This is a genomic window from Methyloversatilis sp. NSM2 (assembly GCF_038066675.1).
GTDB lineage: Bacteria > Pseudomonadota > Gammaproteobacteria > Burkholderiales > Rhodocyclaceae > Methyloversatilis > Methyloversatilis discipulorum_A.
The window spans coordinates 569,904-590,306 of sequence record NZ_JBBUKV010000001.1 but is presented as its reverse complement, the minus strand read 5'-3'; the positions used below and the strand labels follow the sequence as shown (position 1 = coordinate 590,306).

Genomic DNA, 20,403 nt, shown 5'->3' with positions numbered 1-20,403 from the left:
TCCTGAATCCAGCGCCAATGACACTTCGCGACAAGGTGATGTCAAGGACATCGACCTACCCTGCTGGATCAACGAGCAACCGCCAGACTGACTCCGACCCAATTCACGAACGGGAAGAGAAAGCAGACGGGATCAGTATTCGACCGGAGATACACATCGGCCGCAGCACCGCGGCCGAGAATGAGCTGCATACATTGACGCGACCGAACGTTCAGTAACTGCTTTTCGGCCCGATTGGCGGCGTCGTCGGCTATCGAGCCGGCCGCGCAACCGTCTCCGCGATCCCGGACAAGAGGTCGAGCCCACAAAAAAAACGCCGCCCGAAGGCGGCGCTTGTCGTTCAACTAAGACATCTCTAGTCAGAACAGCCCCGACACCTTCCCGTGCTCGTCGATGTCGATCTTTTCCGACGCCGGCACCTTGGGCAGGCCCGGCATGGTCATCATGTCGCCGCAGATGGCGACCACGAAACCGGCGCCGTTGGCCAGACGCACTTCACGCACGTTGAGCGTGTGGCCGCTCGGTGCGCCCTTGGCGTTCGGGTCGGCGGAGAAGGACATCTGGGTCTTCGCCATGCAGACCGGGAAACGGCCGTAGTCGGCGTTCCAGCTTTCGAGCTGCTTGCGGGCGGCGTCGGAGAAGGTGACCGCACCGGCGCCGTAGATCTTGGTGGCGATGGTGGTGATCTTGTCCTGCAGCGTCGCGTTCTCGTCGTAGACGAAGCTATGCTTGCCCGGTGCGTTATCGCAAATGTCGGCAACCATGCGCGCCAGTTCTTCGGCGCCGGCACCGCCGCTCGCCCAGTGGCGGGCGATCACGAACTTGCCGCCGAGCGCTTCGATGCGGCTCTTCAGCAGCGCGATTTCGGCGTCGGTGTCGAAGGTGAAGTGGTTCACCGACACGACGCAGGGCAGGCCGTAATGCTCGGTGATGTTCTTCAGGTGGCGTTCGATGTTGACGATGCCCTTTTCCAGCGCGGCCAGGTTTTCCTGGTTCAGGTCTTCCTTCTTCACGCCGCCGTGGAACTTCAGCGCGCGGATGGTGGCGACCAGCACGACGGCCGACGGGTTCAGCCCGGCCATGCGGCACTTGATGTCGATGAACTTCTCGGCGCCGAGGTCGGCACCGAAGCCGGCTTCGGTCACGACGTAGTCAGCCATCTTCAGGCCGGCCTTGGTCGCGGTGACCGAGTTGCAGCCGTGCGCGATGTTGGCGAAGGGGCCGCCGTGGATGATGGCCGGGTTGTTCTCCAGCGTCTGCACGATGTTCGGCTTGATCGCGTCCTTCAGCAGCGTGGCCATGGCGCCCTGCGCCTTCAGGTCGCTCGCGTACACCGGCTTCTTGTCGCCCAGTGTGTAGCCGATGATGATGCGGCCGAGACGTTCCTTCAGGTCCATCAGCGAATTGGCCAGGCACAGGATGGCCATGACTTCGGACGCGACCACGATGTCGTAGCCGTCCTCCCGCACGAAGCCGTTGGCGGTACCGCCCAGGCCGATGGTGATCTTGCGCAGCGCGCGGTCGTTCATGTCGACCACACGCTTCCACTGGATCAGGCGCGGGTCGATGCGCAGTTCGTTGCCGTGATTGATGTGGTTGTCGATCAGCGCCGACAGCAGATTGTGCGCGGCACCGATCGCGTGGAAGTCACCGGTGAAGTGCAGGTTGATGTCTTCCATCGGCACGATCTGCGCGTAGCCGCCGCCCGCCGCTCCGCCCTTGACGCCGAACACCGGGCCCAGCGACGGTTCGCGCAGGCAGATCATGGTCTTCTTGCCGATACGGTTCAGCGCATCGCCCAGACCGACGGTGGTCGTGGTCTTGCCCTCGCCGGCCGGCGTCGGGCTGATCGCGGTGACCAGGATGAGCTTGCCGTCAGGACGGTCCTTCAGGCTGTTCAGGTAGTCGAGCGACACCTTGGCCTTGTAGTGGCCGTAGGGCTCGATCGCGTCTTCCGGGATGCCCAGCTTGGACACCACCTGGCTGATGCGCTGCATTTTCGCCTGCTGGGCGATTTCGATATCGGATGCCATATTGGTTTTTTCCGTGTAGTCGTCAATCGGATTGGAAAGCGGCGGGCCTCACTACCCGCCGTTACTGCGTCTGCTGTTCACTGCTTATATATATGCATCGTGCGGCCGGGCCCTCCCCGGCCGCAGCGCCGGACACTCAGCGTGCCGCGGCGATCGTGTCGGCCTTGGCGATCAGCGCTTCGGCCATGCGGATGCTGGCGATGTCGATCAGGCGACCGTCGAGCGACACGGCACCGCGACCTTCCTTCGCTGCCTGCGCCATCGCTTCGAGAATGCGGCGAGCCTTCGTCACTTCGGCCTCCGACGGCGTGTAGACCTTGTTCGCCAGTTCGATCTGCGACGGGTGAATCGCCCACTTGCCTTCGTAACCGAGCACGGCAGCGCGGTTCGCCGCGGAAATATAGCCGTCCGGATCGTTGAAGTCACCAAACGGGCCGTCGATCGGACGCAGGCCGTAGGCGCGGCAGGCGACCATCATGCGGGTCTGCGCGGCGTGCCACGGATCGGTCCAGAAGGACTGGCGGTTACCCTGCTCGTCCTTGTCGGTCAGCACCACGCTGTCCTTGTTCACGCCACCGATCACGGTGGTGCGGGCGCGGGTCGAAGCGGCGTAGTCGGCCACGCCGAAGCTCATCGCTTCGAGGCGCTTCGACGACTGCGCGATCGCCTCGACGTTGGCCATGCCGAGCGCGGTCTCGATCAGCACTTCGAAGCCGATGCGCTTGGTGCGCTTCTTGGCGGCCTCGATCTGGGTGACCATCATGTCGACCGCGTACACGTCGGCGGCGGTGCCGGCCTTCGGAATCAGGATCATGTCCAGGCGCGGGCAGGCTTCGACGATGTCCACCACGTCGCGGTACATGTAGTGGGTGTCCAGACCATTGATGCGCACCATCATGGTCTTGTTGCCCCAGTCGACGTCGTTCAGGCCTTCGATGATGTTCTTGCGCGCCTGCTCCTTGTCGTCCGGCGCAACCGCGTCCTCGCAGTCGAGGAAGATGATGTCGGCGGCCGACTTGGCGGCCTTCTCGAACATGCCCGGGTTGGAACCCGGAACGGCCAGTTCGGAACGGTGCAGGCGGGGCGTCGCTTGTTCGATGATCGTGAAGCTCATGGATGTCTCCTCCGGTGGATGGTGCGAAGTCTGTTCAGAAGTCGGGCCGGACGATCAGCCGGTGGCGCCGAAACCGGCGGACACGCAGTTGATCGACAGCAGCAGGGCCTTGCGGAATTCCTCTTTCCGCGCGGCGTCGTCGGTCATGCGGAAGGCGCGCAGCAGCGAAATCTGCTGGCGGCTCACCTGGTTGACCACCGGCAGCCGGTGGTCGAGTTTCTGGCGGTAGTCGGGGAAGCGCTCGGCCAGGCCACGGGTGCCCGACAGGCGCAGGATCTGCGTGCGCGTGATGTCGTATTCGCGGGCGATCATGCCGAACACCTCCTCGCGCACACCGGCGTCGGCCACCAGCTGGCTGTACTCGCGAGCGATGTCGAGATCGACCACGGCCAGCGTCTTCTCCACTTCATCGACGATGAGGCGGAACAGCGGCGACTCGTTGAACATGCGTGCCAGCAGTGCTTCACCGCTGGCACCGCGCACACCGATGAAATTGGCGAGGCTGGAGCCGACGCCGTACCAGCCGGTGACGATGTGGCGGTTCTGCGACCAGGCGAACACCCACGGAATCGCGCGCAGCTCGGCCAGCGACTTGGCACCGAAGCGGCGCGCCGGGCGCGAGCCGATGTTGAGCAGCGAAATCTCTTCCAGCGGGCTGGCTTCCTGGAAGTAGCCGACCAGCGCCGGATTAGAGATCAGGTTCTGGTAGGCCGCGTGCGCAGCACCCGACAGCGCTTCGAGTGCGTCGTCGAACTCGGGTACCGCGTGCGGGCCGTCGGCGCGGCCGGATTTCAGCGCGTGGTCGAACACGCTGGCGGCCAGCAGTTCGAGGTTGAAGGCGGCCGTACCCTTGTTGGCGTACTTGCTCGAAATCACCTCGCCCTGCTCGGTCAGCCGGAACAGGCCCTGGATCGAGCCGGCCGGCTGCGCGGCGATGGCGCGCCCGGCAGGCACGCCGCCGCGGCTGACCGAACCGCCGCGACCGTGGAAGAAGGCAATCTTCACGCCCGCTTCGCCGCCGACCGCGGTCAGCTTCTGCTGCGCCTTGAACAGCTCCCAGTTCGACGACAGGAAGCCGCCGTCCTTGTTCGAATCGGAGTAGCCGATCATCACTTCCTGCACGCCGCCGAGCGCGCGCACCGAGCGCTTGATCAGCGGCATCGCCAGCAGCTCGCGCATGATGGCCGGCGCACGGCGCAGGTCGTCGATGGTTTCGAACAACGGCATGATGGGCAGCGAACAGCGCTCGACACCGGCCGGGTCGGCGTACAGACCGGCTTCCTTCGCCAGCAGATAGACGCCGAGCACGTCCGACACATTGCGCGTCATGCTGAGGATGAAGCTGCCGAAAGCTTCGCGGCCGACGCGCGGACGCATGTCGGCGATCAGGCGGAACAGGCCCAGCGTTTCGGCGGCAACCGCCGGCAGACCGCTGGTGTCGCGCACACCGGCGCGCGGCGCGGCCAGTTCGGCCAACAGCCAGTCGCGCCATTCGGCGCTGTCCTGCGCCGGTGCCGGCACGTCCTCCGGTTCGCCGCGGCTGGCGCGCCACAGCGCTTCCAGCGTCTGCGTGACGCGGGTCGAGTTCTCGCGCACGTCGAGACGCACCGTGCTGAAGCGGAACATTTCGATCTGGCGGCGCAGCGGCACCACTTCGGTGTCGGCGATGCGGCCGAGCTTCGCGTCGCGCAGGCCGGCTTCCAGCGTGCGCAGATCGGCGATCAGGCGGTCGGCGGATTCGTAGCCGCGACGACAGGCCGCGCCCTCTTCCGCCTGGGTGCAGGTAATGGTGTCGTCCAGCTTGCCCAGCACGCACACCAGGAACTGGCGGAACGGTTCGCCCGGATTGCGCGCGGCAATCGCATTGCCCTCGCCGCTCTCTTCCAGCGCCAGCATCAGCGCGTCGCGGAATTCACCGGACAGCACGAGCGACGCTTCGGTCACCGACAGGCCACGCAGCAGTTCGAGCACCGACTGACGGTGGCGGCGCAGACTGGCCAGGCGGCATTCGACCAGCGCACCGCGCGTGATCGCGTTGGTGACGAAGGGATTGCCGTCACGGTCGCCGCCTATCCAGGAACCGAATTCGAGGAAGCCCGGCAGATCCGCTTCGCCGAAATGCTGCGCCATCGCCTCGTCGGCGCGCGCCAGCACGTCGGGGCCGACCTCGAACAGGGTTTCGTTGAAGAAGTGCAGGCCCCAGGCGATTTCCTGCGACACATTCGGTTTTTCGAGGCGCAGTTCGCCGGTCAGCCACAGCAGTTCGATTTCGTTGCGCAGCGCGTCTTCGAGATCGTGGCGTTCGCGCGGCGTCCAGCGCGGCGATTCGAGCTCGATCAGCATGCGGTAGATGCGGCGATGCCGTTCGAGCACGGTCACGCGCTTGGCTTCGGTCGGGTGCGCGGTCAGCACCGGACGCACCTTGAGACCGGCGAAGGCCTCGCGCACGCGCTCCGGCGACAGGCCGGCCTTCTTCGCCGACGCCAGCACACTGGCAAAGGTACCGGGCAGGCTTTCGCGGCCCTGGTGGCGCTCGATCTCGCGCCGCTTGCGCATGGCGCCGTTCTGTTCGGCGATCGACAGCAGCTGGAACAGGATGCCCTGGGCCTGGATGGCACGGCCCAGCATCTGCGGGGAAAGACTGTTGCCCGACTCGCCGGCAAGCACCGGCAGCAGTTCGGGATGGTGACGTTCGACCACTTCGCGCAGCAGCGAAAACAGCAGGTCGATCGCTTTTTCCGAGAAAGCCGCCCCGGAGGCGTCGGCAGACGCGGGAACGGAAATGGGATCACTCACCACGGTGGGAGTCTCGCAGGCTGGTGGCGGGCGTCCGCCCCACCGGGGCGGACGGAAAGCAGGGCGCGCTCCGCACGCCCCGTGCTGCTCTGCTCTTACAGCTTGGCCAGGACGGAGGCCACGGTGCTGCCCAGCTCGCCGGCGCTCGGCGCGACGGTCAGGCCGAAGGAACGCATGATTTCCGACTTCTCGGCAGCCGAATCACCGGCGGCCGAGATGATGGCGCCCGCGTGGCCCATGCGGCGGCCCTTCGGTGCGGTCAGGCCGGCGACGTAGCCGATCACCGGCTTCTTCATGTTTTCCTTCACCCAGGCGGACGCTTCCGCTTCCTGCGGGCCGCCGATCTCGCCGATCATCACCACGGCGTGGGTGTCCGGGTCTTCCTGGAACTTCATCAGGTGGTCGAGGAAGGACGAGCCGTTGATCGGGTCGCCGCCGATGCCGACCGAGGTCGACACACCGATGCCCAGCTGCTTCATCTGCGCGGCCGCTTCGTAGCCCAGCGTGCCCGAACGCGACACGATGCCGATGTTGCCCTGCTTGTAGATGTGGCCCGGCATGATGCCCAGCATGGCCTTGCCCGGGCTGATGATGCCGGCGCAGTTCGGGCCGACCATCAGCGTGCGGCGCTCCTTCGGGTAGCGCATGAAGTAGCGCTTGACGCGCATCATGTCCTGCGCCGGGATGCCGTCGGTGATCGAGCACACCAGCTGGATGCCGGCGTCGGCCGCTTCCATGATGGCGTCGGCGCAGAAGGCCGGCGCGACGAAGGTGATCGATGCTTCGGCGCCGGTCGCGGCCACCGCGTCGGCCACCGTGTTGAACACCGGCTTGCCGAGGTGGGTGGTGCCGCCCTTGCCCGGGGTCACGCCGCCGACGACGTTGGTGCCGTACTCGATCATCTCCTTGGCGTGGAAGGTACCTTTGTCGCCGGTGAAGCCCTGGACGATGATCTTGGTCTTTTCGTTGATCAGAATGCTCATGTCTAAATCCTCTTGTGCTCAGCTGGCGGCGTGGGCGCGGGCGGCGTCTACCGCCTTCTGGGCTGCTTCGGTCAGCGAATCGGCGCTGATGATGGGCAGACCGCTCTCGCGGATGATGCGGCGGCCTTCTTCCTCGTTCGTGCCGGCCAGGCGGACGATCAGCGGCACCGTGATATCGATGTCGTTGCAGGCCTGCACCACGCCCTGAGCCACCCAGTCGCAGCGGTTGATACCGGCGAAGATGTTGACCAGGATGGCCTTCACGTTCTTGTCCGACAGCACCAGGCGGAAGGAATTGGCCACGCGCTCGGGCGAGGCGCCACCGCCGACGTCGAGGAAGTTGGCCGGCGCGCCGCCGGCGTACTTGATGGTGTCCATCGTGGCCATGGCCAGACCGGCACCATTGATGATGCAGCCGATGTCGCCGTCGAGACCGACGTAGTTCAGGTTGTGCTCGGCCGCCTGCACTTCGCGCGGATCCTCCTGCGACGGATCGCGCATGTCGGCCACGGCACGCTGGCGGAACATTGCGTTGTCGTCGAAGGACATCTTGGCGTCCAGCGCCAGAACACGGTCGTCCTTGGTCACGACCAGCGGGTTGATTTCGACCATGGTGGCGTCGAGATCGCGGAAGGCGCGGTAGGCGCCCATGATCGCGGTCACCGCACGCGACACCTGCTTGATCGACAGGCCCAGACCGAAAGCGATCTGGCGGGCCTGGAAGGCCTGCAGGCCGACCGCCGGTTCGACCACGACCTGCATGATCTTTTCCGGAGCACTGTGTGCCAATTCTTCAATTTCCATCCCACCTTCGGCAGAGGCGATGACGCGAACGCGCTCGGCTTTGCGGTCCAGCACGATGCCCAGATAGAGTTCGCGCTCGAACGGCTCGGCCACTTCCACGTAGACGCGCTGAACGGGCTTGCCTTCCGGGCCGGTCTGGATGGTTACCAGGCGCTTGCCCAGCAGTTCGCGGGCGGCGGCATCGACCTCATGGTAGGTCTTGCACAGCTTGATGCCGCCGGCCTTGCCGCGGGCTCCGGAGTGCACCTGGGCCTTCACCGCCCAGTGCCAGCCGCCCAGTTCCGTCGCCGTATAGACGGCCTGGTCGGGGCTGTAGGCCACGCTGCCGCGCGGCACCGGCACGCCGAAGCCCGCCAAAAGCTCTTTCGCTTGGTACTCGTGAATGTCCATGCTTCACCTTCTGTCGTGTGGAAGAGAGTGGTGGTTCATCGCTGAACCGCGAGGTGCCCGCACAGGGTCGAACACCGGATTCGTTGTAAAGAATTATGGATGAGGTCTTTTCAATTAAGCTTCACTTATACTTATCACGGCAATAAGAAAGTCCGATACGAGGCCCTTGATCCATCAGATATAGTCTGCTTGCCTTGTATTACTTCATAAGGCCTGCAGAGGACGCGGGCCGAAAGCTCACATCAGAAAGGTAATCCGAATGTTTGACCCGAAACAGACCATCGCCCATTCCGACCCCGAACTGTGGGCCGCCATGGAAGCGGAGTACGCCCGTCAGGAACACCACATCGAGCTGATCGCGTCGGAAAACTACGCCAGCCCGGCGGTCATGGAAGCCCAGGGCTCCGTACTGACGAACAAGTACGCCGAAGGTTATCCGGGCAAGCGTTACTACGGTGGCTGTGAGCATGTCGACGTCGCGGAACAGCTGGCGATCGATCGCCTCAAGGCACTGTTCGGCGCCGAATACGCCAACGTGCAGCCGCATTCGGGTTCGCAGGCCAACGCCGGTGTCTACATGGCGATGCTGCAGCCGGGCGACACCATCCTCGGCATGTCGCTGGCGCACGGCGGTCACCTGACCCACGGTTCGTCGGTGAACTTCTCGGGCAAGATCTACAAGGGCGTGGCCTACGGCCTCGATCCGGAAACCGAAGCGATCGACTACGCACAGGTCGAAGCGCTGGCCAAGGAACACAAGCCGAAGATGATCGTGGCCGGTGCTTCCGCCTACGCCCTGCACATCGACTTCAAGCGCTTCCGCGAGATCGCTGATTCGGTCGGCGCCTACCTGCTGGTCGACATGGCCCACTACTCCGGCCTGGTCGCTGCCGGCCTGTACCCGAGCCCGATCGGCATCGCCGACTTCGTCACCTCGACCACGCACAAGACGCTGCGCGGCCCGCGCGGTGGCGTAATCATGGCCAAGGCGGAGTTCGAGAAGCCGCTGAACTCGATGATTTTCCCGGGTATCCAGGGCGGTCCGCTGATGCACGTCATCGCCGCCAAGGCTGTCGCCTTCAAGGAAGCCGCGACCCCGGAATTCAAGACTTACCAGCAACAGGTGCTGAAGAACGCCCAGGTGATGGCCGAAACGCTCGTCGAGCGTGGCGTGCGCATCGTTTCGGGCCGCACCCAGTCCCACCTGTTCCTCGTCGATCTGCGTGCCAAAAACATCACTGGCAAGGACGCAGAAGCAGCGCTGGGCCGTGCACACATCACGGTCAATAAGAATGCCATCCCGAACGACCCGCAAAAGCCGTTCGTGACCAGTGGCATTCGAATCGGCAGCCCTGCCATGACGACCCGCGGCTTTAAGGAAGCCGAGGCGAAGCAAGTTGCAAATCTGATCGTGGACGTGCTGGACGCACCGAACGACGACGCCGTGATCGCACGCGTGGTCGCCGACGTCACCAAGCTGTGCGACGCGTTCCCGGTCTACGGCCGCAACAAATAAAACAAGCGGTCAGCCACCCCGACACCTTTCAAAGCAATTACAGGAGTTTCGCCATGTCTCGAATCGCCGGTCGTAACCATCTTTACGTGCCTGGTCCCACCAACACGCCGGAGCGCATCCTGCGCGCCATGGTCGTGCCGCAGGAAGACCACCGCTCGCCCAAGTTCCCGGAACTGGCGCTGTCGGTGCTGGCCGATCTGAAGAAGGTGTTCAAGACGACCGAAGGCACCATCTTCACTTTCCCGGCATCCGGTACCGGCATGTGGGAAGCGGCGCTGACCAACACGCTGTCGCCGGGCGACAAGGTGCTGTGCTCGCGCTTCGGCCAGTTCAGCCACCTGTGGGCCGACATGGCGCAGCGTCTGGGCTTCGAAGTCCAGGTGCTCGACGTCGAGTGGGGCACCGGCGTGCCCTACGACCAGTACGAAGAGATCCTGCGCGCCGACAAGGAGCACAAGATCAAGGCCGTGCTGGCCTGCCAGAACGAGACCGCCACCGGTGTGTCGAGCGACATCGCCAAGGTGCGCAAGGCGATGAACAACGCCAACCACCCGGCGCTGCTGATGGTCGATACCGTGTCGTCGCTGGTGTCGATCGACTTCCGCATGGACGAGTGGAGCGTCGACTGCACGGTGTCCGGTTCGCAGAAGGGCTTCATGCTGCCGGCCGGCATGGGCATCCTGGGCATGAGCCCGAAGGCGCTGAAGGCGATGGAAACCGCGACCTCGCGTCGCTGCTACTTCGACATCGGCGACATGATGCGCAACAACGCCACCGGCTACTTCCCCTACACGCCGTCGATCCCGATGCTGTACGGCATGCGTGAAGCGCTGAACACCATTTTCGAGGAAGGCCTGGAGAACATCTTCGCCCGCCACGAATACCTGGCCAACGGTGTCCGCGCCGCCGTCCAGGAAGGCTGGAAGCTGAACCTGTGCGCCAAGGCACCGGAGTGGTACTCGAACACCGTCAGCGCCATCCTGGTGCCGGAAGGTTTCGACGCCGCCAAGGTGATCAGCAACGCCTACAACAAGTACAACCTGTCGCTGGGCGCTGGCCTGTCGAAGGTTGCCGGCAAGGTGTTCCGCATCGGTCACCTCGGCGACCTGAACGCGCTGTCGCTGATGAGCGCGATCGCCGGTGCCGAAATGTCGATGCTGGACAACGGCATCAACGTCACCCCGGGTTCGGGCGTGGCGGCAGCCTCGACCTACTGGCGCACGAACGCTCCGCAGGCGAAGTAATATTGCGGCGGCCCGCTCCGGCGGGCCTGCGTGTCTGCTGCTCGGCCGGGTTCGCCCGGCCTTTTACATCCATAGAACAGAAGGAAGAGACATGTCGCACCACGTTGTGTTTCTCGACCGCTCCACGCTGAAGGCCAATGTCCGTCGTCCGTCCTTCGACCATACCTGGGCTGAGTACGACACCACCGCCCCGGACCAGATCGTCGAACGTCTGAAGGACGCCACTGTTGCCATCACCAACAAGGTGCCGCTGCGCGGCGACGTGCTGGCCCAGCTGCCGAACCTGAAGATGATCGGCGTGGCCGCCACCGGCTACGACGTGATCGACGTGCCGGCCTGCCGCGAACGCGGCATCGTCGTGTCCAACATCCGCAACTACGCGGTGCACACCGTGCCGGAACACGCGTTCGCGCTGATCCTGGCCCTGCGCCGCAGCATCATCGCCTACCGCCAGGACGTCGAGCGCGGCCGCTGGCAGGAAGTGGACCAGTTCTGCTTCTTCGACCACCCGATCTACGACCTCTTCGACAGCACCATCGGCATTTTCGGTGAAGGCGTGCTCGGTCAGGGCACGGCCAAGATCGCCCGCGGCTTCGGCATGAAGGTGCTGTTCGCCGACCACCCGGGTCCGAAGGCGCCGGGCGTCGAATTCACGCCGGCGGAGGAAGTGCTGGCCCAATCCGACATCATTTCCCTGCACTGCCCGCTGACGCCGGAAAGCCGCAACATGTTCAGCATGGAGCAGTTCAAGAAGATGAAGCGCAGCGCCATCCTGATCAACACCGCCCGTGGCGGGCTGGTGCACGAGGAAGACCTCGTCACCGCGCTGAAGGAAGGCATCATCGGCGGCGCCGGCTTTGACGTGCTGACCAAGGAACCGCCGAAGGAAGGCAACCCGCTGCTCGACCTGCGCCTGCCCAACTTCATCCTGACCCCGCACGTGGCCTGGGCCTCGGACGGCGCGATGCAGTTCCTCGCTGACCAGCTGATCGACAACGTCGAAGCCTACGTCAAGGGCAGCCCGGTCAACACCGTGACCTGATCAGAGTCCGCCGGCTGTGCGGCCGGCGGCCTACCCTCTTTCAGACCTCCGAGACATCACAATGAAAAAACTGCTTTACCAATTCGATACCGATGAACATCCGTCGGTGTTCGACAGCGTCGTGTGCCACGACGGCGGCGCGGACCACGTGATCGGTTACGGCGGCGTGCATCCGCACAACGTCGGCGCCATGGTCGACGGTGCGATCTTCACCCGTGCACCGAAGGACAAGAAGAACACCGCCATCTTCATCGGCGGCAGCAACATGGCCGAAGGCGAAACGCTGTTCAAGGCGGTCAAGAAGAAGTTTTTCTCGAACTTCCGCGTGTCGGTGATGCTCGACTCCAACGGCTCGAACACCACGGCAGCCGCCTGCGTCGCCTGGCTCGCGCACAGCGGTTCGCTGAAGGGCAAGAAGGCGGTCATCCTCGGCGGCACCGGCCCGGTCGGCACGCGCGCTGCCGTGATGCTGGCCAGCGAAGGCGCCACGGTAACGCTGGTGTCGCGCAAGATCGCCACCGCCGAAGAAGCCGCCAAGCAGCTCAAGGCCAACTTCAACCTCGACGTCGCGGTCGCCGAAGCGGCTGACAACGACGCGCGCGGCCGTGCCATCGAAGGCGCGAACGTGGTCATCGCGACCGGCGCCGGCGGCATCCAGCTGCTGGAAGAGCGCCACTGGAAGGACAACCCGACGCTCGAGATGATTGCCGACGCCAACGCGACGCCGCCGCTGGGCATCGAGGGCATCGACATGATGGACAAGGGCGTGGTCAAGCACGGCAAGATCGTGTTCGGCGCCATCGGCTTCGGCGCGCTGAAGATCGCGCTGCAGCGCGCATGCGTCGGCAAGCTGTTCGAAAGCAACGACATTTCGCTCGACGCGTCGGAAATCTACGCGATGGCGAAAACCATGGTGGGCTGACCCATGACGATGATCAAGGACAAGCCGGTCACCACCTTCCTCGACGAGCTCGCCTCCAGCGCGCCGACCCCGGGCGGCGGCAGTGCCGCTGCCATCATGGGCGGCATGGGCGCGGCGCTGGTCAGCATGGTGTGCAACCTGACCATCGGCAAGAAGGCTTATGTCGAAGTCGAAGGCGAAATGAAGGATCTGCTGGCCAAGGCGGAAGCCCTGCGCGCCCAGCTGACCGACTTCATCCGCGCCGACGTTGAAGCCTTCGACGGCCTGATGGCCGCCTACGGTCTGCCGAAGGACACCGACGAGCAGAAGGCCGCCCGTTCGGCCGCGATCCAGGACGGTCTGAAGAAGGCCACCGACGCGCCGCTGGCCTGCGCCCGCGCCTGCGCCGACGTGATCGCGCTGTCGCTGGTCGCCGCCGAGAAGGGCAACAAGAACGTCGTATCGGACGCCGGTGTAGCCGCTCTGGCCGCCGTCGCCGCGCTGCGTTCGGCTGCGCTGAACGTCGACATCAACGTGCCCAGCATCAAGGACGCCAATTTCGCCGCTTCGCGCCGCGCAGAAACCGACGCCCTGCTGGCCAAGTGGGTGGCCGAGGCTGACCGTGTCGTCGAGGTTGTGAAGAGCAAGCTCTGACCCGCCTGCTCGGCATCTTCAGGGGCGCCTGCGGGCGCCCTTTTTTCGTTCAGCACACGCGTGCACCTACTGCTGCGCCTGGATCTGCGCCTGCACCCGGTTCAGCCATTCGCGCATCGTCGCCAGCAGTTCGCCCTGACTGAACGAACAGCTTTCGCCGGAAAACAGCCGCGCCGATTCGAGCCGCATCAGCAGGCCGTCGAGCACCTCGCGCCACTTGGCGGGAAGCGCCGCATCATCCACGCCGTGCTGGCGCCAGGTGGCGATCAGCGCATCCATGTCGATACGACCTGCTTCGAAATCGGCCAGCGAACGGCCCAGTGCTGCGTTCATCGCTATCCTTTCCCATGTCGGAACAAGCGTTCCCGCGGCCTGCCCCTTGCGCCGGTACCAAGGCATGCGCGTACAATCGCGACCCTGGTTGCATTGCACAATAATTCGCCCGACCGACGGTCGCGGCAGCCGGGAGTCCGCATGAGTCTGTACGCCCTCGACGGCAAGACACCTGTCGTCCATTCCAGCACCTGGATCGCGCCCAGCGCGAGCATCATCGGCGACGCCGAACTGAAGGCGGACACCAGCGTGTGGTTCGGCGCCGTCATCCGCGCCGACAACGACCACATCTCGATCGGCGAGCGCTCGAATGTACAGGATGGCGCGGTGCTGCACATCGACGACGGTGTGCCGCTGACCATAGGCACCGACGTAACCATAGGCCATCACGCGATGCTGCACGGCTGCACGGTCGGCGACGGTTCGCTGGTCGGCATCCACGCGGTCATCCTCAACCGCGTCGTGATTGGTCGCAACTGCCTGATCGGCGCCAATGCGCTGATTCCGGAGGGCCGCGTCATTCCCGACCGCTCCCTGGTGCTCGGCTCGCCCGGCCGCGTGGTGCGCCAGCTCACCGACGAAGAGGTCGAGGGACTGATGCGCAGCGCCGCCGGCTATGTCGACAAGTCGCGCCTGTACCGCGACAGTCTGCAGGCCGTCCCCAGAGACTGACGTACCCTTCAGCACGGCGCGCGCGCGGTCGTTATCCCGGTGAACCACCGACATCGGGAGACTGCAATGACCCAGCGCACCCACTTCTTCTTCACCGGCGCCCACGTGCTGCCGGCCGTCATGCTGGCTGCCAGCGGCGAAACCACCGTGATGGCGGTGCTGACCTATCTGGCGCTGCTCGGCGTCGCACTGCTGTCGGCAATGGGCGAAGAGCACGCCCGCGTGCCGGTGCGCATCGAGGCCGACGAAGAGCGGGACATCCACCGTCGCCGCTGAAATCCCCGGCCGCTATACTCCCGTCGTCATGACGATTGCGGGAGCACAAATGAAATACCCCCTCTGGCTGCTGCTTGCAGCCTGCATGTCCGGCGCGAATGCGGCCGAACCGTCTGCCGCGCGGCGCGAAGGCATCGTGGTGGACCTGAACGCCGAAGCGTCCCGTCTCGCACCGAACGACCTCGCGCGCGCGCAGGCCTACATCGAACTGGGCGATACCACGCCCGGACCGCTGGCGAAGAAGGTGAATGCGGCGATGCAGTCCGCCCTCGCCACCACCAAGCCCTACACCAGCGTGAAGGTGCGCAGCGGCAACACCTCGACCTATCCGGTCTACAGCAAGAACGGCCGCACCATCGAAAGCTGGCGCATGCGCTCGGAACTGCTGCTGGAATCGAAGGACCAAGCCGCGCTGTCCGAACTGCTGGGCAAGCTGCAGACGCAGCTTGCGGTCGGCCAGCTGACGCTGGAGCCGAGCGAGGACACCGCGCGCGAAGCAGAGAATGCCGCGATCGGCGACGCCATCGCCGCCTTCAACGCACGCGCGAAGATCGTCGCCGCGTCGCTCGGCGGCAACTGGCGCGTGCTGCACATGAATGTTAACAACACCTCCGGCATGCCGCCGCCGCGCCCGCTGATGCGCAGCAAGGTGGCGATGGCCGAAGCAGCGATGGCCGACATGCCAGTCGAGGCCGGCGAATCGCGCGTCAGCGTGAACATCAGCGGACAGATCGAGATTGACCGCAAGTAAGCAGGCACTCACGCTCACCGCCGCGCTGCTGCTGGCAGGCTGCGGCACGCTGCCGGCGCCGGCGCCCGATGCGCCGGCCGCACCGCAGCCGCCTGTCGTACAGACACCGGCGCCTGCGCCGACGGCGGCCCTGCAGCTGGCCGACGACACCCACGCGCAGGACGCGGTGATCTACGCGCTCGGGCTGATCGGCAACCAGTACCGCTTCGGCGGTCGCAACCCGGACAGCGGGCTGGACTGCAGCGGCATGGTGAGCTGGATATTCGAGCAGGTAGCCGGCATCCGCCTGCCGCACAACGCGGCGCAGATCGCCCGCCTGGCGCGCCCGGTCGATCGCGCGTCGCTGCAGCCGGGCGATCTGGTGTTCTTCAACACCAGCGGCAAGCCGCATTCACATATGGGCATCTACGCCGGCGAGGGGCGCTTCATCCACGCACCGAGCACGCGCGGAAAGTATGTGCGCACCGACGCGCTGGACAGCGGCTGGTTCGCCGCGCGCATCAGCGGACTGCGCACGCTGCGTCGCGACGTCTGAACATCCGGAAAAACGACGAAATCCGCCTGACGGGGGTCAGGGCTTGCTGCGCGGCACCTGCACGAACACCTCGCCCGGCTTGACCAGGCCCAGTTCGATGCGTGCGCGCTCCTCGACCGCGTCAAAGCCGGTCTTGAGGTCTTTCACATCCGCCTCCAGCGCGACATTGCGCGCTTCGAGCCGGGTGTTGAGCGCGCGCTGCGCTTCCAGCGCACGCTCGGCTTCCCATGCCTGCAGCCACCCGCCCTTGCCGAGCCAGAGCGGGTACTGCAGCGCGGCGATCAGCGCCACCAGCAACAAGGACGGCCAGTGGCGGACCATGATCGCCGACCTGCCCGCTTACTTGCGCAGGTTGTAGAACGCCGAAGCGCCCGGGTACCACGCGGTATCGCCGAGATCTTCTTCGATGCGCAGCAGCTGGTTGTACTTGGCGATGCGGTCCGAACGGCTCAGCGAACCGGTCTTGATCTGCATTGCATTCAGGCCGACCGCGATATCGGCGATGGTGCTGTCCTCGGTTTCGCCCGAGCGATGCGAAATGACGGCGGTGTAGCTTGCGCGCTTGGCCATTTCGACGGCGGCGAAGGTTTCGGTCAGCGTGCCGATCTGGTTGATCTTGATCAGGATGGAGTTGGCGATGCCGCGGGCAATGCCTTCCTTCAGGATCTTGGTGTTGGTGACGAACAGGTCGTCGCCGACGATCTGCACGCGGCTGCCCAGACGTTCGGTCAGCAGCTTCCAGCCGTCCCAGTCGTTCTCCGCCATGCCGTCCTCGATGCTGACGATGGGGAACTTGTCGGCCAGCGTGGCGAGGTAATCGACCAGCTGGGCCGATTCCATGGTCAGACCGGCGCCTTCGAGGTGGTACTTGCCGTCCTTGTAGAACTCGGAGGCGGCGCAGTCCAGCGCCAGCACCAGGTCGCGGCCCGGCTCGTAACCGGCGGCCGAGGCGGCGTCGAGAATCATGTTCAGCGCTTCTTCGGCGCTGCCGACGTTGGGCGCGAAACCGCCTTCGTCACCGACCGTGGTCGGGTAGCCCTTCTTGTCGGTGAGCTTCTTCAGCGCGTGGAACACTTCGGCGCCCATGCGCAGCGCTTCGCGGAAGCTGGTCACGCCGACCGGCATGATCATGCATTCCTGGAAATCCAGGCTGTTGTTGGCGTGCGCGCCGCCGTTGATCACGTTCATCATCGGCACCGGCATCGCCATGCCACCCGAGCCGCCAAAATAGCGGTACAGCGGCAGGCCAGCCTCTTCAGCAGCCGCCTTGGCCACCGCCATCGACACCGCCAGCGTGGCGTTGGCGCCGAGGCGCGACTTGTTCTCGGTGCCATCGAGCTCGATCAGCGTCTTGTCGATGAAGGCCTGCTCTTCGGCATCCAGACCGATGATGGCTTCCGAAATTTCGGTATTGACGTTCTCGACGGCGGCCAGAACGCCCTTGCCGAGGTAGCGGTCCTTGTCACCGTCGCGCAGCTCGATGGCTTCGCGCGAACCGGTCGAGGCGCCGGACGGCACGGCGGCGCGGCCCATGATGCCCGACTCGAGCAGCACGTCCGCTTCAACAGTGGGATTGCCGCGCGAATCCAGTATCTCGCGCGCGACGACATCGACGATTGCACTCATGGTCGCTCCAGGTCCTCAGTAAATTTATTGAATTCGAATTCTGATCGTGTCCCGCGCCATCAGGCGAAGGCGGATTCGAGGAATCCGTGCTTCTTCGTGACGGCATCGAGGTCGCGCAGCTGGGTCAGCAGCGCTTCCATCATCGGCAGCGGCCACGCATTGGGGCCGTCCGACATCGCCTTCTCGGGGTTCGGGTGGCTCTCCATGAACAGACCGGCGATGCCCACGGCCACTGCAGCCCGCGCCAGCACCGGCACGAACTCGCGCTGTCCGCCCGAAGAACTGCCCTGCCCGCCCGGCAGCTGCACCGAATGCGTTGCGTCGAACACGACCGGGCAATCGGTGTTGCGCATGATGGCCAGCGAACGCATGTCGGACACGAGGTTGTTGTAGCCGAAGGAGGCGCCGCGCTCGCACACCATGATGGTGTCCGCGCCGCCGTTCGCTTCCTTCGCCTTATCGACCACGTTCTTCATGTCGCCCGGCGCCATGAACTGGCCCTTCTTGATGTTCACCGGCTTGCCGGTGGCGGCACAGGCGTGGATGAAGTCGGTCTGGCGGCACAGGAAGGCCGGCGTCTGCAGCACATCGACGTACTGCGCGACGATGGGCGCCTCTTCGGCGGTGTGCACGTCGGTCAGCACCGGCACGTTCAGCTCGCGCTTCACGTCGGCCAGGATTTCCAGGCCCTTCTCCATGCCGGGGCCGCGATAGCTCTTGCCCGAGCTGCGGTTGGCCTTGTCGAAGGACGACTTGTAGATGAAGGGAATGCCCAGACGGGCGGTAATTTCCTTCAGCTTGCCTGCCGTATCGAAGGCCATCTCGCGCGACTCGATCACGCAGGGGCCGGCGATCAGGAAGAAGGGCTTGTCGAGGCCGACGTCGAATCCGCACAGTTTCATGGCGATCTCCTTAGCCCGTCACCTTGCGCACGGACCGCTTGACCGCGCCGCGCGCGTCCTGGCGGGCGATGGCCGCGCGGGCGAAGGCGGAGAACAGCGGATGGCCGGCGCGCGGCGTCGAGGTGAATTCAGGGTGGAACTGGCAGGCGACGAACCACGGGTGGTCCGGCAGCTCGATCATTTCGCACAGCGGGTCGGTCGCATCCTGCGAACGGCCGGACACGCGCAGCCCCACCTTTTCGAGCTGGGCGAGGTACTGGTTGTTCACCTCGTAGCGATGACGGTGGCGCTCGACGATGGTGGCGGCGCCGTAGATGTCGCGTGCCAGACTGCCTTCGGCGAGGTTGCAGTTCTGGCCGCCCAGACGCATCGTGCCGCCGATGTCCGACGACTCATCGCGGCGTTCGAGCTTGCCCTCGGCGCTCATCCACTCGGTGATCAGACCGATCACCGGGTGCGGCGCGTTGCGTTCGAACTCGGTGCTGTGCGCACCGGTCAGGCCGGCCACATTGCGGGCGTACTCGACCACTGCCAGCTGCATGCCCAGGCAGATGCCCAGGTAGGGCACGCCGTTCTCGCGTGCGTAGCGGATGGCGGCGATCTTGCCCTCGACGCCGCGGCGACCGAAGCCACCGGGCACCAGGATGGCGTCCATCGGGTCGAGCAGCGCACGGCCGCCGTCGGTGGCGCGCTCGATCGCTTCCGAGTCGATGTAGTGGATGTTGATGCGCGAACGCGTGTGGATGCCGGCATGCACCAGCGCTTCCGACAGCGACTTGTAGGACTCCGTCAGGTCGACGTACTTGCCGACGAAGGCGATGTCCACGTCGCGCTCCGGGTGTTCCAGCGCGTCGATCAGCCGCGTCCAGGCACTCAGATCAGCCGCACGGGCCAGGATGTTCAGCTTGTGACAGACGATCTCGTCCAGCATCTGGTTGTGCAGCATGGCCGGGATCTTGTAGATGCTGTCTGCGTCGGTCACCGAAATGACGGCTTCCGGCAGCACATTGGTGAACAGCGCGATCTTGCGGCGTTCATCGTCCGGCACCACGCGGTCGGAACGGCACAGCAGGATGTCCGGCTGGATGCCGATCTCGCGCAGTTCCTTGACCGAGTGCTGGGTCGGCTTGGTCTTCAGTTCGCCGGCGGTGGCGATGTAGGGCACCAGCGTCAGGTGCATGAAGCAGGTGTTGCCGCGGCCCTCTTCGATGCCCATCTGGCGGATCGCTTCGAGGAAGGGCAGCGACTCGATGTCGCCCACCGTACCGCCGACCTCGACGATGGCCACGTCGGCGCCTTCGGCACCGCGCTTCACATAGGCCTTGATCTCGTCGGTGATGTGCGGGATGACCTGCACCGTCTTGCCCAGATACTCACCGCGACGTTCCTTCTTGATCACCGACTCGTAGATCTGGCCGGTGGTGAAGTTGTTGCGCTTGCCCATCTTGGCGCTGGTGAAGCGCTCGTAATGGCCGAGGTCGAGATCGGTTTCCGCCCCGTCTTCGGTGACGAAGACCTCACCGTGCTGAAACGGGCTCATCGTGCCCGGATCGACGTTGATGTAGGGGTCGAGCTTGAGGTGGGTGACACGGATGGAGCGCGATTCGAGAATCGCGCCCAGCGAGGCGGCTGCAATGCCCTTGCCGAGCGAGGACACCACGCCACCGGTGACGAATACGTACTTGGTCATGTATTGCGCTGCAGCGGGAAATGCGCAGTTTACCGGAAAAGCGGCAGGCCTTGAACACCGCGACGCGCCGGCAGAGGCAGTTGCCGGCGACGCTGCGCCGTCATCCCTGCCCTTCCCGCTCCCCGTGCAACGCTCAGCGAC

19 protein-coding genes are annotated in these 20,403 nt (G+C 65.0%); 9 read left to right on the top strand and 10 right to left on the bottom strand.

What is annotated here, in order from left to right; genetic code table 11:
- Positions 1–359: 359 nt before the first annotated feature.
- From WJU27_RS02705 to WJU27_RS02685, 5 genes are all read right to left on the bottom strand, one after another.
- Positions 360–2,033: a formate--tetrahydrofolate ligase gene (locus WJU27_RS02705; RefSeq protein WP_020165102.1), complete on the bottom strand. Its 1,674-nt coding sequence runs from the start codon at positions 2,031–2,033 to the stop codon at positions 360–362.
- A gap of 136 nt (positions 2,034–2,169) precedes the next feature.
- Positions 2,170–3,147 (bottom strand): HpcH/HpaI aldolase/citrate lyase family protein, encoded by a 978-nt coding sequence (locus tag WJU27_RS02700; protein WP_020165103.1) that lies wholly within the window; start codon positions 3,145–3,147, stop codon positions 2,170–2,172.
- A 54-nt stretch (positions 3,148–3,201) separates the two neighbouring features.
- Positions 3,202–5,943 carry a phosphoenolpyruvate carboxylase gene (locus WJU27_RS02695; protein ID WP_341421054.1) on the bottom strand — a complete coding sequence of 914 codons (2,742 nt, stop codon included), beginning with the start codon at positions 5,941–5,943 and terminating at the stop codon, positions 3,202–3,204.
- 95 nt (positions 5,944–6,038) lie between these two features.
- Positions 6,039–6,926 (bottom strand): succinate--CoA ligase subunit alpha, encoded by an 888-nt coding sequence (gene sucD, locus WJU27_RS02690; RefSeq protein WP_018228791.1) that lies wholly within the window; start codon positions 6,924–6,926, stop codon positions 6,039–6,041.
- A gap of 18 nt (positions 6,927–6,944) precedes the next feature.
- Positions 6,945–8,120 carry a malate--CoA ligase subunit beta gene (locus WJU27_RS02685; RefSeq protein ID WP_019917756.1) on the bottom strand — a complete coding sequence of 392 codons (1,176 nt, stop codon included), beginning with the start codon at positions 8,118–8,120 and terminating at the stop codon, positions 6,945–6,947.
- A gap of 259 nt (positions 8,121–8,379) precedes the next feature.
- Here WJU27_RS02685 and glyA point away from each other — a divergent pair, with 259 nt between their 5' ends.
- From glyA to fchA, 5 genes are all read left to right on the top strand, one after another.
- Positions 8,380–9,636, top strand: a complete 1,257-nt coding sequence (glyA, locus tag WJU27_RS02680) for a serine hydroxymethyltransferase (protein ID WP_019917755.1) — start codon at positions 8,380–8,382, stop codon at positions 9,634–9,636.
- A gap of 53 nt (positions 9,637–9,689) precedes the next feature.
- Positions 9,690–10,880, top strand: a complete 1,191-nt coding sequence (locus tag WJU27_RS02675) for an aminotransferase class V-fold PLP-dependent enzyme (RefSeq protein ID WP_341421053.1) — start codon at positions 9,690–9,692, stop codon at positions 10,878–10,880.
- Positions 10,881–10,971: 91 nt separating this feature from the next.
- A complete protein-coding gene (locus tag WJU27_RS02670; RefSeq protein ID WP_341421052.1) occupies positions 10,972–11,922 on the top strand; it encodes a D-2-hydroxyacid dehydrogenase in 951 nt (316 codons plus the stop codon).
- A 61-nt stretch (positions 11,923–11,983) separates the two neighbouring features.
- Entirely contained in the window at positions 11,984–12,844 is an 861-nt protein-coding gene (locus WJU27_RS02665; protein ID WP_020165108.1) for an NADP-dependent methylenetetrahydromethanopterin/methylenetetrahydrofolate dehydrogenase, read from the top strand.
- 3 nt (positions 12,845–12,847) lie between these two features.
- A complete protein-coding gene (fchA, locus tag WJU27_RS02660; RefSeq protein WP_341421051.1) occupies positions 12,848–13,477 on the top strand; it encodes a methenyltetrahydrofolate cyclohydrolase in 630 nt (209 codons plus the stop codon).
- A 66-nt stretch (positions 13,478–13,543) separates the two neighbouring features.
- Here the strand turns inward: fchA and WJU27_RS02655 are convergent, their stop codons facing one another.
- On the bottom strand, positions 13,544–13,810 hold the full coding sequence (locus WJU27_RS02655; protein WP_341421050.1) for a hypothetical protein: 267 nt from the start codon (positions 13,808–13,810) through the stop codon (positions 13,544–13,546).
- A 141-nt stretch (positions 13,811–13,951) separates the two neighbouring features.
- On the opposite strand from WJU27_RS02655, the gene WJU27_RS02650 reads away from it, so the two are divergent.
- The 4 genes from WJU27_RS02650 to WJU27_RS02635 all read left to right on the top strand — a co-directional run bounded on the left by WJU27_RS02650 (position 13,952) and on the right by WJU27_RS02635 (position 16,044).
- Positions 13,952–14,482 (top strand): gamma carbonic anhydrase family protein, encoded by a 531-nt coding sequence (locus WJU27_RS02650; protein ID WP_020165110.1) that lies wholly within the window; start codon positions 13,952–13,954, stop codon positions 14,480–14,482.
- Positions 14,483–14,548: 66 nt separating this feature from the next.
- Positions 14,549–14,758, top strand: coding sequence for a hypothetical protein (locus WJU27_RS02645; protein ID WP_020165111.1), 210 nt, complete (start codon positions 14,549–14,551; stop codon positions 14,756–14,758).
- 49 nt (positions 14,759–14,807) lie between these two features.
- Complete coding sequence (locus WJU27_RS02640) at positions 14,808–15,509, top strand: SIMPL domain-containing protein (RefSeq protein ID WP_341421046.1); 702 nt, start codon at positions 14,808–14,810, stop codon at positions 15,507–15,509.
- Positions 15,496–16,044 (top strand): C40 family peptidase, encoded by a 549-nt coding sequence (locus tag WJU27_RS02635; protein ID WP_341421045.1) that lies wholly within the window; start codon positions 15,496–15,498, stop codon positions 16,042–16,044. The genes WJU27_RS02640 and WJU27_RS02635 overlap by 14 nt, the downstream gene beginning before the upstream one ends.
- Before the next feature lie 36 nt (positions 16,045–16,080).
- On the opposite strand, the gene ftsB is transcribed toward WJU27_RS02635, so the two are convergent.
- The 4 genes from ftsB to WJU27_RS02615 are packed head-to-tail and all read right to left on the bottom strand — an operon-like array spanning position 16,081 to position 20,262.
- A complete protein-coding gene (gene ftsB / locus WJU27_RS02630) occupies positions 16,081–16,365 on the bottom strand; it encodes a cell division protein FtsB (RefSeq protein WP_304004976.1) in 285 nt (94 codons plus the stop codon).
- Positions 16,366–16,383: 18 nt separating this feature from the next.
- On the bottom strand, positions 16,384–17,670 hold the full coding sequence (gene eno, locus WJU27_RS02625) for a phosphopyruvate hydratase (RefSeq protein ID WP_019917735.1): 1,287 nt from the start codon (positions 17,668–17,670) through the stop codon (positions 16,384–16,386).
- A 59-nt stretch (positions 17,671–17,729) separates the two neighbouring features.
- A complete protein-coding gene (gene kdsA / locus WJU27_RS02620) occupies positions 17,730–18,572 on the bottom strand; it encodes a 3-deoxy-8-phosphooctulonate synthase (RefSeq protein WP_341421044.1) in 843 nt (280 codons plus the stop codon).
- Between the two features lie 10 nt (positions 18,573–18,582).
- Positions 18,583–20,262: a CTP synthase gene (locus tag WJU27_RS02615; RefSeq protein WP_304004968.1), complete on the bottom strand. Its 1,680-nt coding sequence runs from the start codon at positions 20,260–20,262 to the stop codon at positions 18,583–18,585.
- Between the last annotated feature and the right edge of the window lie 141 nt (positions 20,263–20,403).